Below are 17,078 nucleotides of genomic sequence, written 5' to 3' on the forward strand. Positions count from 1 at the left end.
ACTATGTCTTACAAAAAGGATAATAAAATCAAAAGTAACTTTACCACCATTACTATCAGTTTAGCCTCTCCTGAGTCTATCCTTGAGCGTTCAAGCGGTGAAGTTTTAAAGCCGGAAACCATTAACTACCGTACCTACAAACCTGAGCGTGATGGTTTGTTTTGTGAGCGTATTTTTGGCCCGGTTAAGGATTATGAGTGCCATTGCGGTAAATACAAACGTATCCGTTACAAAGGTATCGTGTGTGACCGTTGCGGTGTTGAAGTAACCGAAAAGAAAGTACGTCGTGAGCGTATGGGCCACATCAACCTGGTGGTGCCTGTTGCGCATATCTGGTACTTCCGTTCATTGCCAAACAAAATTGGTTATTTATTAGGTTTGCCTACAAAAAGGCTTGACCTTATTATATACTACGAGCGTTACGTAGTGATACAAGCAGGTATTAAAGAAGGTGATGGAATCAACAAAATGGATTTCCTTACTGAAGAAGAATACCTTGACGTATTAGATACCCTTCCTAAAGAAAACCAGTACCTTGACGACAAAGATCCACAGAAATTTGTTGCCAAAATGGGTGCTGAGGCTTTGGAAGAATTGTTAAAACGCCTTGACCTTGATGAATTATCATTCAGCCTGCGTCACCAGGCAGCAAACGAAACTTCACAACAACGTAAAAACGAAGCTTTAAAACGTTTACAAGTTGTTGAGGCTTTCCGTGATGCAAAAACCAGGATCGAAAATAACCCAGAGTGGATGATCGTTAAGATCGTTCCGGTTATCCCGCCTGAGTTGCGTCCGTTAGTACCACTGGAAGGTGGCCGTTTCGCTACTTCTGATTTGAATGACCTTTACCGTCGTGTAATTATCCGTAATAACCGTTTAAAACGTTTGATCGAGATCAAAGCACCAGAGGTAATTTTACGTAACGAAAAACGTATGTTGCAGGAAGCTGTGGATTCGTTATTCGATAACTCACGTAAAGTTAACGCGGTAAAAACTGAAGGTAACCGTGCATTGAAATCACTTTCGGATATCCTGAAAGGTAAACAAGGCCGTTTCCGTCAAAACTTATTAGGTAAACGTGTGGATTACTCTGCCCGTTCGGTAATTGTTGTAGGTCCTAACCTTAAATTACACGAGTGCGGTTTACCAAAAGATATGGCTGCCGAGCTGTTTAAACCATTTATCATCCGCAAAATGATTGAGCGTGGTGTGGTTAAAACAGTAAAATCTGCCAAAAAGATTGTTGACCGTAAAGACCCATTAGTTTGGGATATTTTGGAAAACGTATTGAAAGGACACCCTGTGTTACTAAACCGTGCGCCTACGCTGCACAGGTTGGGTATCCAGTCGTTCCAGCCAAAACTGGTTGAAGGTAAAGCGATCCAATTGCACCCACTAACCTGTACGGCATTCAATGCGGATTTTGACGGTGACCAGATGGCCGTTCACGTACCACTTGGTAACGCGGCAATTTTGGAAGCCCAGATCCTGATGCTTGCTTCGCACAACATCCTTAACCCTGCAAACGGTACGCCAATCACTGTACCATCTCAGGACATGGTACTTGGTTTGTACTACATAACCAAAGGCCGTAAAACAGATGAAACGCGTGTGGTTAAAGGCCAGGGTTTAACTTTTTACTCTGCCGAAGAAGTAATCATCGCTTATAACGAAAAGAAACTTGACCTGCACGCCTTTATTAAAGTTAAAGCTTTCACTAAAGAGCGCGATGGTAAAATTGTAAGCAAAATTATTGATACCACTGTAGGTCGCGTATTGTTTAACCAACACGTACCGGTTGAAGTAGGTTATATCAATGAGCTATTAACCAAAAAATCACTTCGTGATATCATTGGTGAAGTAGTGAAAATTACCGGTATGGCACGTGCTGCCCAGTTCCTTGACGATATTAAGGAGTTAGGTTTCAAGATGGCATTCCAGGGTGGTTTATCATTTAACCTGAAGGACATCAATATCCCTGCTGAAAAAGTTACTTTGATCGAAACAGCTTCTAAACAAGTTGACGAGGTTATGGGTAACTACAACATGGGTTTCATCACTAACAATGAGCGTTATAACCAGATCATCGATATCTGGACACGTATCAACAACCGCTTAACCGCTAACGTAATGGACATCCTGAGCAACGATAACCAGGGTTTCAACTCTGTTTACATGATGCTTGATTCAGGTGCCCGTGGTTCAAAAGAGCAGATCCGTCAGCTTGCAGGTATGCGTGGTTTGATGGCCAAGCCTCAAAAATCAGGTTCAGGTGGTGAGATCATCGAAAACCCGATCCTTTCAAACTTTAAAGAAGGTTTGTCGGTATTGGAGTACTTTATCTCTACCCACGGTGCGCGTAAAGGTTTGGCGGATACGGCGTTGAAAACAGCGGATGCTGGTTACTTAACACGTAGGTTGCATGACGTTGCACAGGATATGATTGTTGGTGAAGTTGATTGCGGTACTTTAAGGGGTATCTATACAACTGCATTGAAAGATAACGAAGATATTGTTGAGCCATTATATGACCGTATTTTAGGTCGTACCACGCTTCATGACGTTCATGATCCTATTACTAACGAATTGTTAGCTTTAGCTGGTCAGGACCTTACCGAAGAGGTATCCAAAAAGATCGAGAACTCGCCGTTGGAAGGCATCGAAATCCGTTCCGTATTAACTTGTGAAAGTAAACGTGGTGTTTGTGCATTGTGCTATGGCCGTAACCTTGCAAGCGGTAAGCGTGTGCAAAAAGGTGAAGCTGTCGGTGTAATTGCAGCACAGTCAATTGGTGAGCCGGGTACACAGTTAACACTTCGTACATTCCACGTGGGTGGTACCGCGTCAAACATTGCGGCTGAATCACAGATCAACGCTAAATTTGATGGTATCATTGAATTTGAGAACGTACGTACTGTTACTTATGAAACTGCCGAAGACGGCGCTGTTGATGTGGTATTAGGCCGTTCAGGCGAATTCCGTATCATTGAAGCCGGAAGCAATAAAGTAATTGTTACCAACAATATCCCATACGGTTCATACCTGTATGTGAAAGATGGCAGCAAGATCACCAAAGGCGACCGGATCTGTTCATGGGATCCGTACAACGCGGTAATTATATCTGAGTTTGCGGGTATTACCCAGTTTGATGCCGTATTGGAAGGTATTACTTTCCGTGAGGAGTCTGACGAGCAAACCGGTCACCGTGAAAAAGTGATCATCGATACCAGGGATAAAACTAAAAACCCTGCTATCCAGATTGCTGATACAAAAGGTAACGTTATTAAAGGATATAACATCCCTGTAGGCGCCCACATCGCTGTTGATGAAGGTGACAAACTGCAAACAGGCCAGGTTATTGCTAAAATTCCTCGTTCAACCGGTAAAACGCGAGATATTACAGGTGGCTTGCCACGTGTAACCGAGTTATTTGAAGCACGTAATCCTTCAAACCCGGCTGTAGTAACCGAAATAGACGGTGTGGTAACTTTAGGTGGTGTAAAACGTGGTAACCGCGAAATCACCATTGAATCAAAAGACGGCCAGGTTAAAAAATACCTTGTACCGCTTTCAAAACACATCCTTGTACAGGATAATGACTTTGTTAAAGCTGGTATGCCACTGTCAGACGGTTCAATATCTCCGGCAGATATCCTTGCTATCAAGGGCCCTGCAGCAGTTCAGGAATACCTTGTTAACGGTATTCAGGAAGTTTACCGCTTACAGGGTGTGAAGATCAATGATAAGCACTTTGAGGTTATTGTTCACCAGATGATGCAGAAAGTAGCGATTGAAGATGCGGGTGATACCCGTTTCTTGGAGCGTGAAGCTGTTGACGGATGGGATTTCATGACCGAGAATGATGAAATTTACGACAAGAAAGTTGTAACTGATCCGGGTGATTCAACTACATTGAAATCTGGTCAGATAGTTTCATTACGCCGCTTACGCGATGAAAACTCGATTTTGAAACGCCGCGATCTTAAATTGATTGAAGTGCGTGACGCTATCCCGGCTACATCTAGCCCGATACTGCAAGGTATCACCAGGGCATCGTTAGGTACCAAATCATTTATCTCAGCGGCATCGTTCCAGGAAACAACCAAAGTACTGAACGAAGCAGCTATAGCAGGTAAAAAAGATTTAATGCTTGGCCTAAAAGAAAACGTTATCGTAGGTCACTTAATACCTTCAGGTACCGGTTTGCGCGAGTATGAAAATATCCGGGTAGGCTCACAGGAAGAGTTTGACCGCCTGATGGCTTCAAAAGCAGAAGAGTTAGAAGCTTAACCTTTAGTTATTCAAATATTTATCAAGCCTCCCGGTTCTCCGGGAGGCTTTTTTTATGTTTTTTTAAAAATAGTTAAAACAAAAGCGAAGCAACACTGTTCTACGTTCGACCTTATGCAGAAAGAATATAATATGGACTTATATTCTTAAAAGCTATATTTGCCCGGCATTTACCCCGCAAAAAGACAGTTTATGAAGAACGTCTTTTTGTTATTTTAGTAACATGGAAGAACAAAATGAAAATCAGCTCAATATCGAGCTTTCGGAAGAAATTGCAGAAGGTACCTATTCAAACCTGGCTATCATTACCCATTCAAATTCAGAATTTGTGTTGGATTTTATCCGGGTTATGCCAGGCGTGCCTAAAGCCAGGGTAAAGTCGCGGGTCATATTAACTCCGGAGCATGCCAAGCGTCTCTTGTCGGCATTGGAAGACAACATTGAAAAGTATGAAACTATTAACGGCCGGATCAAAGTACAGCCCGATCATCCAGGTTTTCCGATGAATTTTGGTGGCACAATGGGACAGGCATAATTAATAATATTATATTAAAATGGTCCTTTGGTTAAGGAAAAGTTATGCTTATGCCTTGTTTATAAAAAATTTAATAATAGTGTGTTGCATTTGAGAAAAAAGTGTATATATTGCAACGTTTTACAACTTATACCTACAAAGACATGGGAGTCCTAATTTTATGAGAAAATCCTACATTGTAAATTCATTTTTACTACTCTTCGTTTTGTTTCTTGTTTTCAACATTTTTTCTTGTAGCAGCACAAAAAAAACCAAATACTTTCAAGATATTCCAGATTCTGGAGCGTTGAAAACTATTGGTGTAAATACATATGTTGCTCCTAAAATTCAAGTAGACGATATTTTGACTGTAATTGTACAAACTATCGATCCAAGCGCTACTCAGATGATCAATGCTGGCAATGTTCCTATTTCCGGCGCGCCATCCTCTGCATCTCCCAATTCGCCGTCTACATTAAGTCAGCTATCGGGTGGGCTTTCTGGCTCTGGTTCGGGACAGTCGCCGATAGGATACTTGGTTGACAAGGATGGAGATATCGATGTTCCTGTACTTGGTAAGATTCACGTGATAGGACATACGACATCTGAATTGAAAGTTATTGTAACAGAATTGGCTTCGAAATACTACAATAATCCAACGGTAATTGTTCGTTATGCTAATTTTAAGATAAGTATTGCCGGAGAGGTGGCAAAGCCTGGAGTATATATATTGCCAAATGAGAAAGTGGGTTTATTGGATGCCATTACTATGGCAGGCGATTTAACAATTTATGGTAAAAGGGAAAATGTGCTTTTGATAAGGGAAAATCCTGATGGTTCAAAAACGCCGTATAGAGTGAATTTGAAAAAAAGTGATTTGCTGACAGCCTCTTATTATTATTTACGCCAAAATGATATTATTTATGTTGAACCCAGTAAGGCAAAGGCGGCAGCTACCGATGCCACACAAGCGCGTAACTATACTATATTGGGATCGCTTTTATCAATCATAGCTATTTATATAACAAGAAAATAATCTATTAAATGGAATTTCGTACTCAAGAATCTAATAAATCTTTGGATAAAGAAGATAGCTTCAATGTTAAAAAATTTGTTGGAAATATTGTAGGTCACTGGCACCTGTTTTTAATTGGTTTAATAGGTTGCTTATCCTTAGCCTTTTTATATTCCCGATATAGTACTCCATCATATGAAATTGATAGTAAAATTACCATCGACGATGGGTCATCGGGTGGCCTTTTAGGCGGTAAAAGCAGTAGTAGTTCCTTAATGGATTTTTCTGATCTGTTGGATATGTCAAGCAACGTTTATAATGAAATAGATATATTAAAATCTAAATCATTAATGACAAGCGTTGTTAAAGATTTGCACCTTGATGTCACCGTATTTAGAAGAGGCAGATTGAATTCGATCGAATTGTATAATGAATATCCATTTTACGTTAAAATTATTCCTAAAGCGGATTCGATAAAAGCGAGGGATTATTTGTTAGACATTAATAATAAAGATCAAATTCATCTTGTAAACGGGAAGGACAATATTGATACAACTTTTAAGTATAATGATGTTGTGCGACTGGCCGATTATGACCTGGTTTTTTTGAAAATCCCGGGACAGCCTATCGAAGCTAACGGTTACAAATTGAATATCAATTCTATTGATGGACAAGTAGAAAGGTTAAGTAAAAGTCTTAATGTTGATTTAACTGATAAGAAAAGTACTACTGTTGCCCTTTCTTTTCAATATTCAAATCCTAAGAAGGGCGAAGCAATCGTTCAGAAATTGATGACTTTATATTTAGAAGGAAACCATCAAAATAAAATTGAGATCGCAGATAGTACATTGAATTTTATAGATAAAAGGATACAAGTTGTCAGCAAGGAATTGGCTGGGGTTGAATCTAATTTTGAAAAATTCAAACAAGAGAATGAACTTGCGAATGTTAATGCTCAAGGTGAGGCTTTAGTTGCAAATGTTTCTGATTATAACAATAAGCTAAATGAGCAGGAAATTCAATTGTCACTTGTAAATGAAATCGAAAAATATTTGACGGCTTCTGGTAACAAAAGAATTATTCCCAGTTCAATGTCGGTTCAAGACCCGGTTTTTGCAGCAGGTATAAGTTCGTATAATCAATTGGTGATTAATAGAGATAACTTAATGCTTTCGTATAAAGCGGACAACCCGGTTATTAAAAATATTGATGCCGAACTTGAAACAGCGAAAGTTAGCCTAATAAAAAGTTTTGATACTTATAAAAAGAGTTTATCAATAGTTGTAAACCAATTGAAATCTAAGAATGCTGGTTTATTAACAAAGGTAAAAAAAGTTCCAAAGCAGGAACGCTTGTATCTTGATTTTTCAAGGCAGCAAGATCTTAAACAACAGCTGTATCTATATTTGTTGCAAAAGCGCGAAGAAACAGCTATCGCCAAAACATCTACGTTATCGACAGCAAGAATTATTGATCCGGCTAAATGTGAATATCTACCCTTTAAGCCCAATAAATCACTCATATATCTAATCGGTTTTGCCTGTGGTTTATTGATTCCATGGGGCTACCTGTACGGTAAAGATCGTTTAAACATAAAGATCATTAATAAAGAGGATATAGAAGCTGTAACTAAGATTCCAATATTAGGCGAGATTGGAAATAATCCTGAAGGTAATTCATTAGTTGTTATAAATAATTCCCGTTCAATAATTTCAGAGCAGTTTAGAGCATTTAGAACAAACTTACAGTTTGTATTAAAAACTGGTGAGTGTAATGTTATTATGGCTACTTCCAGTATGAGTGGGGAAGGGAAGTCATTTATTTGTACCAATTTAGGTAGCGTATTAGCTTTAAGCGGAAAAAAGGTTCTGCTAATAGAATTGGATTTACGTAAACCAAAACTGTCAATGAATTTGGGCTTGGATCCTAATAATGGTTTTACCAACTATGTGATTTCCGAAAGAATGGATATTGATAGTGTGATAAAGCAGAGTTATTTTTCCGAGAACTGTTTTGTTTTATCTTCCGGGCCGATTCCTCCAAATCCGTCAGAGTTATTAATGAGCGAACGTCTTGGCTTAATGATCAATGATTTAAGGAAGAAATTTGATTACATAATTATTGATAGTGCGCCAATCGGCTTGGTGTCTGATGCGCAAATAATAGAAAAATTTGTTGATGTAAGCTTGTACATAGTACGCCAGGAGTATACTTATAAGACTCAATTAAATATCATTAATGATTTATCAAATGATGGTAAGTTTAGGAAAGCTTACCTGGTAATTAATGATATAAAAACCAGGAAAGGTGGCTATTATGGTTATGGTTACGGCTATGGTTACGGTTATGGCTATGGCTACGGCTACGGTGAGGGCGTTGCGGTAAGCAAAGATAACTGGTTTAAAAAACTATTTAAGAAATAGATACTTGATCGCTTTTATAATAATAATCGAACATCATTAACCCAAATTAACATAAATGAAAGTAGTATTGCTTGCAGGTGGATTAGGAACCAGACTATCCGAAGAAACAGTTTTAAAGCCTAAGCCAATGGTTGAAATTGGAGGCATGCCGATATTATGGCATATTATGAAGATATATTCTTCCCACGGATATAACGATTTTGTAATTTGTTTAGGATATAAGGGATACGTTATTAAGGAGTATTTTACGAATTACTTTTTGCATAAATCAGATGTAACTATAGATTTAAAAGATAATACGGTGAAGGTTCATGACAGCCAAGCTGAGCCGTGGACTATAACATTAGTTGATACGGGAAACGAATCAATGACAGGAGGCCGAATTAAACGCGTTCAGCCTCATATCGGTAACAACCCATTTTTGCTCACTTATGGGGATGGCGTAAGTAATGTTGATATCACCAAACTTGTTGAATTTCATAAAGAAAACAAGAAGCTTTGTACGGTTACTTCAGTACAACCATCCGGGAGATTTGGTGCCTTAGATATCAATCAGGACAATCTTGTTCACTCTTTTATGGAGAAACCTAAAGGTGATGGTGCTTGGGTTAATGGAGGTTTTTTTGTATGTGAGCCGGCTGTTTTTGATTATATAGAGGGAGATGCCACAACCTGGGAGCGTGAACCGATGGAACAAATTGCCTATAAAGGCGAAATGGTTACCTATAAGCATGAAGGGTTTTGGAAGCCAATGGATACATTGCGCGATAAACACGAGTTGGAAGCTGATTGGGTTTCCGGGAAAGCTAAATGGAAAACTTGGTGATTATATAAAAATTGAAATCATATGTTTAATAATATATACAACGATAAAAAGGTGCTTGTTACCGGCCATACCGGGTTTAAAGGTGGTTGGTTATGTTTGTGGTTAAAGCTTTTAGGCGCAAAAGTTTACGGAATATCAAACGAGGTTTATAAAGACCCGTCTCTTTTTGGTATTGCCGATATAGAAAGCCAGATGGAATCATATATCGCAGATATACGTGATCTGGAAGAGATGAAGAAAATCATAGGTGAAATTGAACCTGATTTTGTTTTTCACCTGGCGGCACAGCCAATCGTGAAATTAGCTTTTGAACAACCAATAGATACCTTTACTACCAATATTATAGGTACTGCAAATATTTTGGAGGTATTGAGGCTTATAAACAAGCCATGCATAGCTGTCATGATTACAAGTGATAAATGCTATGACAACGTGGAATGGGTTTGGGGATATAAAGAAACCGATCACCTCGGTGGTAAAGACCCATATTCGGCCTCAAAAGGAGCTGCTGAATTAATGATAAAAACTTATTTTCATTCTTATTTTAAAAAGGACGAAAAAATAAAAATAGCTTCTGTAAGAGCAGGCAACGTAATAGGTGGAGGCGATTGGGCAGCCAATCGTATAGTACCCGATTGTTTCCGTGCATGGGCTCAGGATGAAAAGGTACTAATCAGAAGCCCTTACGCAACGCGTCCTTGGCAACATGTCCTTGAACCACTCAGCGGATACTTAAGAACTGGTCAGTTTTTGGCCGACCCAGAAAAGGACTCAATAAATGGCGAAGCATATAATTTTGGCCCTCCAACTGATCAAAATTATACTGTATTGGATCTTCTTAAAAAACTTGCAGAAAACTGGGATGAGGATAATACCGATATATTAAATATTGAACCATCTAATTTCCCTGAATCGGGGTTATTAAAGTTAAACATAGATAAAGCGCTGTTTGACATGCAATGGGTGCCGACTCTTAATTTCAACGAAACAGCTGTTTTTACTGCAGATTGGTACAAAGAATTTTACCAGCAGCATAACGATAATATGCTGGATTTTACGCTAAAGCAAATAAACGAATACACTGAAGTAGCTAAAAGGAAAAATATCGTATGGTCACTGAAATAATTAGTGGTGTTTATTATTATCCTTTAAATGTTATAAATACTACCGGGGGAAGTGTAATGCATGCCATTAAAGGATTGGATGATAATCTTCCTGAATTTGGAGAATGTTATTTTTCAACCGCTCAAAGCAGGAACCCCAAAGCTTGGAAGAAACACTCATTAATGATATGTAATTTATTTGTACCAGTAGGCGCAGTGAAGTTTGTTTTCTACGACGACAGACAAGAAAGCGAGCATTTTGGTAAAATTACTGAGTTTACACTATCGCCGAGTAATTACGGAAGATTAGTAATAAATCCTGGAATATGGTTTGGATTTAGCGGGATTGCAGATGTTGACAGCTTGATTTTAAACGTTTGCAATATAAAGCATAATCCTGAAGAGAGCATAAGGTTGGAACCGGAAGCCTCAGAAATTCCTTACAACTGGATATTTTAAGATGAAAGTATTTTTAACAGGAGTTTCTGGAATATTGGGAAGCGAGATATATAATCAGCTCCAATCTTTTGATAACGAGATATTGGCTTTCAATTCCCAAAATATTAATTTGAGTAGTTTTTCAGATGTGAAAAGCAAGATCACGGATTTCAGACCAGATGTTGTGATTCATTGTGCTGCCATGACTAATGTTGATTTATGCGAGGATGATAAAAGCGCGGCTATTAAAACCAATATAATTGGTTCGCAAAACATGGCCCGTGCAGCTGATAAAGTTTGTGCTAAAATTGTTTACATCAGCAGTTGTGGGGTTTACGGTAATGCAAAATCTACGCCATATAACGAGTTAGATGACACCAACCCTTTAACTTTTCATCATTATACCAAGTTAGAAGGGGAAAAAAGGATCAAGGAACATAATAAAGATTTTTTGATAATAAGGCCCGGTTGGTTATTCGGCGGGACACTTCAGCATAAAAAAAATTTTGTAGAAGCCAGGCGTAAGGAAGCAGAAAAGTCTGCAGTTATGAATAGTGCTATTGATAAAATTGGTTCGCCAACTTATACATTGGATTTAGCCAAACAAATTTTACTATTGATTAAACAAGACCTTGGGGGAGTTTTTAACGCTGTAAATGAAGGCAGCGCATCGAGGTATGAATATGTTAGTGAAATTGTTAAACTTTTTAAGCTTGATACCATAGTTGAACCAGTAAATTCCAATGCATTTCCTCGTAAAGCTAATATGCCCGATAACGAGTGTTTACACAATATGAACCTTGAACTCAATGATGTTCATCAAATGCGTAACTGGAAAGAAGCGTTAAAAGAATATATAACAACTACTTATAATTTGTAATGTATACAATACTTGGAGCTGGTTTAAGTGGATTAAGTTTAGCCGATCATTTGACTAAACGCAATATTAATTATAAATTGTATGAAGCAAAATCCCATGGTGGTGGCCACATTCATAGTGAAGTAGTTGATGGCTTTACTTGGGATGAAGGACCTCATGTATCCTTTACCAAATATGATTATGTAAAGAAATACTTTGCGGATAATTGTGATCAGGAATTTTTGGAGTACCCCACTAACCCCACTAATTATTATAAAAACGCCTGGATTATGCACCCTGCTCAATCCAACATGTATGCCGTACCTGAGCCTCTGCGTGCCAAATGTATTGAAGATGTTAAGGCGATCCGAGCAGAGTTACCCGGAGATTATAAACCTGAAAATTATCAGGAATGGATTGATTATGCATTTGGTAAAACATTTGCTGAAAACTTTCCCAAAGCTTACACCAAAAAATATTGGACTACAGATCCTGAAAATTTAACTACTGATTGGATAGGAAAAAGAATATATTTTCCTGAGATTACAGATATGGTTGAAAGCGCCAAGGGCCCCCTTGCCAAACAAACACACTATATAAGCAAGGTAAGGTATCCAAAACAGGGAGGGTACTATTCTTATATTAAGAAAGTAGAGGAGGAGTTAACAATTAGCTATAACAAAAAACTTAAATATATATCTTTTCAAAACAAGGAACTATTATTTGAGGACGGTGAAAAGGCTAATTATGAACATTTAATAAGTACACTTCCATTACCCTACCTTATAATAAATAGTGATGCGCCGGAAGCTATAAAGTACTCTGCAAAAAAATTGAAATGTTCGCAGGTGTTAATTTTGAATATAGTTGTTAAGCATCCCGCACCTGTCGATAATCATTGGATATATGTTTACGATGAGGATTTTTACTCAACCAGGATCAACTTTACAGATTTGTTGGCACCAGCTAACGGTGAACCCGGAAAATGTGGAATACAGGTAGAGGTTTATTTTTCTGACTATCATCCTTTAACGGAGGCAATTGATAAAATTTCAGCTGCGGTATTAAGGGAGCTCGTAGAAATGAAGCTGATTGAAAACCCAGAAGCTATTCAGAGTTATCATACTAAATGGATTGATTGGGCAAACGTGATTTTTGATAATGAGCGCATTGAGGCCCAGGATACAATTTTTAATTGGCTTGAAAAAATGGGAATGGTTCGTGAGAAAGATGATCTTGAACCGATGACAGATTGGGATGAGAAACCTGTTCAACAACTGGGAGAAATAATTTTGGCTGGAAGATTTGCTCAATGGAAATATTATTGGACAGACGATTGTGTAATGCGTAGCGCTGCAATTTCTCAGTGTTTAAATTTTTAGGTATGATATTTACAATTGCAATTCCTGTTTACAATGGAGGAAGTTCGCTTGCGGAGACCATAGAAAGCGCAGTTAATCAGAACTTTGATCTTCCTTATGAAATTTTGATAAGTAACAATGGTTCAAAAGACGATTCTGCTCAGCTCATAGCTAAGTATGCTGCGTTGTCTGAGAAAATTAGAGTCATTACAAGGACGGACACCGTGCCCATGTATGAGAACCATAATATTTGCCTGCGTGAAGCACAAGGAGATTACGTTGTATTTTGTCACTCAGATGATTTTCTTATTGAAGAATGTTTAAGTAAATTTTATAATATTTTACAAAAGCGGAATTTTCCTGATAAGTACGTATTGTGGGGGCGCAGTATGTTCAGAGATTTTTACCAGGCCTGGTTAACTGGTGGTGTTGGTCTGAACAATATTTTAAGTGGCCAAAACTCAATAATACCGTTTTTGCACGGTGGACTTGCACCTTCAGGTGTTTGTTATAGCCGCAGATCATTCGTCAATTTAAACGGATTTTGCGGTGCCAATTTGAAACTAACGCCATTTGATATGACAACCATGTTAAAGCTGGCAATTGAAAGTTTTGAATTTGAAATGTCAGATCGGTTATTCTTCATAAGACGATATGCCACCACTTCAAGGGTGTTGTCCACCAAAATAATCAATGAAAATGTTTACGATGGTATGTTGTGCCTTAAAAAGGAACTTAGTGCAGAGAAATTTGATTTTTTAGTTAAAAACATCATCGAATTTAATAAATACACTCATTTTGTATTGAATTTTCTCGTCAAGGAAAAATTGATCCCTCAAAAAGTTGCTTTGAAATATATAGTAAAAAAAGTATTTAAAAGCCCATTATTATTGTTTAACAATAAACTTCACAATGAAGTTGCGAGCGTTCTGTGAGATATTTGGGGAAGAACTTGACCAATAATATAATAGTTCATAGTAGTAGCTGCGGTATAACTGAATTTGTCATAAACAGTTAAATGTTTTTGCTGTTGTTGCCTGTTTGATATTAATGGATACAAGCTTAAGTTATATTTAATAAAAAAATGACAAGTTTTAAAAAGGGATTATATAAGAATATTTTAATATCAGGGGGATTTAACTATTTATCGCAGTGTATAAATTTTCTTTCAACTATAATAGTTTCACGGTTGTTATCACCTGAAAGTTATGGTATAGTTGGCTTAATTACAGTGTTTACCAACTTTATATTGGTATTTTCAGATGGTGGGCTGTCATATGCACTCATTAGAAGTGATTACGGAAGGACCTATCAAAGAATATTGACCAATTTAGCTTGGATATTAGGAATAGGGTTGTTTCTTATAACTATTTTAATGGCCTATCCCATTTCTGTATTTTACAAAAATCCCGCGCTTTTTCTTCCAACCGCGGTTTTGTCAATTACGTTTTTACTTCGCGGTTTAAGTTTGGCTCAGGGAGCTATATTGGCCAAGGAATTAAAGTTTGCCTTTATTGGTAAAATAACGTTACTGGGAATGGTTGCATCGGTTTCTGTAACCATAATATTGGCTTATTGGGGAGCGGGATACTGGGCTTTGATCTTTTCGCAGATAATTAATGCTGCTATTATGGCAGTTTTTTATGAAAGGGAAGTAAAACTCGGGTTTAAAATATATCCTCTTAATTATTTAAAAGTAGGTTTTAAACATACGCGTAAACTTGTAACAAGTGTTATAGGCTTTAATACAATTAATTATTGGTCAAGAAATTCTGACAATATGATAATTGGAAAGTGGTATGGCGCATCGGAGTTGGGCTTGTATAGTAGGGCCTATTCGTTATTAACATTACCTCTAACATTAATAACTGGTTTGTTTTCAAATATACTTTTTCCAAGTTTAAAAAAGTTACAGCAGCAAGGTGGGGATATTGAGAAAGAGTATTTTTTTGTGTTAAGGATAATAGCTTTTTTAAGTTTTCCATTAGTGGTAATACTGATATTATTACCCAATCAATTGGTATTTCTTTTATGGGGTACCAAATGGCTTCAGGTAGCTGCGTTTTTACCCTATTTTGGTTTATTGATTTTTACACAGACTATGCTTTCGAGCGTTGGACAGCTTTTGATTTTAAAAGAGAAGGAGAAGACGTTTATGATATCAGGATGGGTAAGCGCATTATTTATGGTGGGAGGCATAGTATTTGGAGCAACTATTTCATTGATTGGTATAGCTCAATGTTACGCGTTAAGTTATATTTCGCTGGTGTTGGTATTTAATGTTTGTTATGTTTATATCAATGCATTAAAGTTTAATGTTAAAAGTGTGCTTTTGTTTTGGGTACCGAAAATCGTATTGTCTCTATTGTTATGGGGGGCTATTTTTTTTAATATGTTTTTAATGAAGGTCGCTTTATTGTCCGTACTCTTATGTATCATCCTTTTTGAGGGGCGGGACGAAATTTCTAAGATTCTATTTAAGAAGAAAAATAGTGGGGTATAAATTTTATTTGAACATTATAGTAAGTTAAGTTGATGAAACAAATACTTAAAAGATTGTGGTTTGTTTTTTTATCGATAAGGTTGATACCTCACATCCTGGTATTTGTAATGCACCCGAATCGTAAAATCATAAAAGAGGATCTTTTACAATGGTTGTTGGTATTACGAATTAAACGTAAAGGTATTTATGGTTTTATATATTTATTAAATTTTATTAAGGAGTATAGAAACATATTTTATTTGAGGATCGGATTTGTGGGTAAAATATTGAACGTGTTGGCGGGGAAACTAAATCCTTCCTTTATTTACATGGAGAGTAAGCATATCGGTTCTGGCTTTGTTTTGCAACACGGTTTCAGTTCAGTGATAAATGCTATAAATATAGGCAAGAACTGTCAAGTATGGCATAATGTAACCATTGGTTTAAGTGAATCAGGTACTGATAAAAAGCCTATATTGAAAGATAATGTTAAAGTATGTGCTGGGGCAATTGTTGTTGGAGGAATAACATTAGGTAATAATGTAACAGTAGGTGCGGCCGCTGTTGTTACCAAGAGTATACCTGATAATTGCACTGTAGTTGGTAATCCTGCCGTTATTGTTAAGAAAGATGGGATTAAAGTTTATGAACGTTTATAACATAAAAGTATGTTTTATCTTTTTGTAGTTTTAATACTAATAATTCTTTTAGCGATAGGAGATAATAAACATACCTTTCTTATTGGTTTTTTGTTTTTGCTTATTTTATCTGCCCTGCGCGCTAAAACAGTTGGTACAGATACAGAAATGTATGTAAATATATTTTTAGGCCGCGAAGCATATTTCCGGGATATAGAGCCTGGTTATGCTTTAATGATGCAAATAATTAAGTTAATAAGTGGTGATCAACAGTTTTTTCTGTTTGTTACTACATTAATCATCTTCGTACCTATTTATTTTTTCATTAAAAATAATTCGCCTAAGAAGTTGTTTTCGCTATTGTTATTTGTTTTGGCCTTTAACTACTATTTTAGCTTATCCGGTTTAAGACAATCAATTGCTACTTCATTTATTTTACTGGCCTTAGATAATCTGACTATCAAGAATATCAAATATTTTATTTTTTGGATACTTGTTGCAACAACCTTCCATACATCTGCAATTATGGTGTTACCAATCGCATTAATCTTCTATACTGTAGAGGTAAATACAAAATTAGCTTTCGCTTTATTGGCGATTTCTTTTGTGGTTGGATGGGGGGATTTATTTCACGTAAGGGATGCCGTGAGTAATCTGAAAAGTGTTGGAGGTGGTTTGGTGGATGTATCTAAATACAACACGTATGCAGACTATAGTTTTGGCAACTCGGTAAACAATGTCAATGCTAAAATATTCAGTATGGTTCCCAACACGCTTATATGTTTAACCCTATTATATTTTTCAAAAAAGACAATAAACTTTTATACCAGTTTTTTTTGGTTAGGTACTATATTAATTAATTTGTTTGTAGACATTCCTATCGCTTTCCGGGTGGCATATTATTTAACTTTTATGCAGATTACCCTTATCCCAACAATATTTGAAAGATATAACAGACCGAGGTTAATGTACATTTTATACACCATTGCATTTTTAGGGTTCTTTACTTTCCAAACATTTAAAATCGCTGCCTATAAGTTGAAAAACCCTGGCAGAAACGACGTTGTACCTTATAAAACATTTAATGAATAAACCTTTAAATATTTTATACATAGCACATGTACCT

13 protein-coding genes are annotated in these 17,078 nt (G+C 37.0%); all 13 read left to right on the plus strand.

Features of this window, described 5'->3' with window-relative positions:
- The first annotated feature begins 3 nt into the window (after window positions 1-3).
- The 13 genes from rpoC (at window position 4) to AC1DUD_RS03895 (ending at window position 17,044) form a co-directional block, all read left to right on the plus strand.
- Window positions 4-4,293: a DNA-directed RNA polymerase subunit beta' gene (rpoC, locus tag AC1DUD_RS03835; protein ID WP_477371765.1), complete on the plus strand. Its 4,290-nt coding sequence runs from the start codon at window positions 4-6 to the stop codon at window positions 4,291-4,293.
- A 223-nt stretch (window positions 4,294-4,516) separates the two neighbouring features.
- On the plus strand, window positions 4,517-4,828 hold the full coding sequence (locus tag AC1DUD_RS03840; protein ID WP_477371767.1) for a DUF3467 domain-containing protein: 312 nt from the start codon (window positions 4,517-4,519) through the stop codon (window positions 4,826-4,828).
- Window positions 4,829-4,988: 160 nt separating this feature from the next.
- Window positions 4,989-5,843 (plus strand): polysaccharide biosynthesis/export family protein, encoded by an 855-nt coding sequence (locus AC1DUD_RS03845; protein ID WP_477371769.1) that lies wholly within the window; start codon window positions 4,989-4,991, stop codon window positions 5,841-5,843.
- An 8-nt stretch (window positions 5,844-5,851) separates the two neighbouring features.
- On the plus strand, window positions 5,852-8,245 hold the full coding sequence (locus AC1DUD_RS03850; protein ID WP_477371771.1) for a GumC family protein: 2,394 nt from the start codon (window positions 5,852-5,854) through the stop codon (window positions 8,243-8,245).
- A gap of 55 nt (window positions 8,246-8,300) precedes the next feature.
- Window positions 8,301-9,071, plus strand: coding sequence for a glucose-1-phosphate cytidylyltransferase (gene rfbF / locus AC1DUD_RS03855; protein ID WP_477371773.1), 771 nt, complete (start codon window positions 8,301-8,303; stop codon window positions 9,069-9,071).
- A 21-nt stretch (window positions 9,072-9,092) separates the two neighbouring features.
- Window positions 9,093-10,196 (plus strand): CDP-glucose 4,6-dehydratase, encoded by a 1,104-nt coding sequence (gene rfbG / locus AC1DUD_RS03860; protein ID WP_477371775.1) that lies wholly within the window; start codon window positions 9,093-9,095, stop codon window positions 10,194-10,196.
- Complete coding sequence (locus AC1DUD_RS03865) at window positions 10,181-10,633, plus strand: hypothetical protein (RefSeq protein ID WP_477371777.1); 453 nt, start codon at window positions 10,181-10,183, stop codon at window positions 10,631-10,633. The genes rfbG and AC1DUD_RS03865 overlap by 16 nt, the downstream gene beginning before the upstream one ends.
- Before the next feature lies 1 nt (window position 10,634).
- Entirely contained in the window at window positions 10,635-11,492 is an 858-nt protein-coding gene (locus AC1DUD_RS03870; RefSeq protein WP_477371779.1) for an SDR family oxidoreductase, read from the plus strand.
- A complete protein-coding gene (locus AC1DUD_RS03875) occupies window positions 11,492-12,853 on the plus strand; it encodes a protoporphyrinogen/coproporphyrinogen oxidase (protein ID WP_477371781.1) in 1,362 nt (453 codons plus the stop codon). Before AC1DUD_RS03870 ends, AC1DUD_RS03875 begins: the two co-directional genes overlap by 1 nt.
- 2 nt (window positions 12,854-12,855) lie before the next feature.
- Window positions 12,856-13,767, plus strand: coding sequence for a glycosyltransferase family 2 protein (locus AC1DUD_RS03880; protein WP_477371783.1), 912 nt, complete (start codon window positions 12,856-12,858; stop codon window positions 13,765-13,767).
- A 149-nt stretch (window positions 13,768-13,916) separates the two neighbouring features.
- Window positions 13,917-15,335 (plus strand): oligosaccharide flippase family protein, encoded by a 1,419-nt coding sequence (locus tag AC1DUD_RS03885; protein WP_477371785.1) that lies wholly within the window; start codon window positions 13,917-13,919, stop codon window positions 15,333-15,335.
- Window positions 15,336-15,367: 32 nt separating this feature from the next.
- Window positions 15,368-15,973: a serine O-acetyltransferase gene (locus tag AC1DUD_RS03890; protein WP_477371787.1), complete on the plus strand. Its 606-nt coding sequence runs from the start codon at window positions 15,368-15,370 to the stop codon at window positions 15,971-15,973.
- 9 nt (window positions 15,974-15,982) lie between these two features.
- Window positions 15,983-17,044, plus strand: coding sequence for an EpsG family protein (locus AC1DUD_RS03895; protein ID WP_477371789.1), 1,062 nt, complete (start codon window positions 15,983-15,985; stop codon window positions 17,042-17,044).
- The last annotated feature ends 34 nt before the right edge of the window (window positions 17,045-17,078 follow it).

The organism is Mucilaginibacter sp. P4_A11, assembly GCF_056402535.1.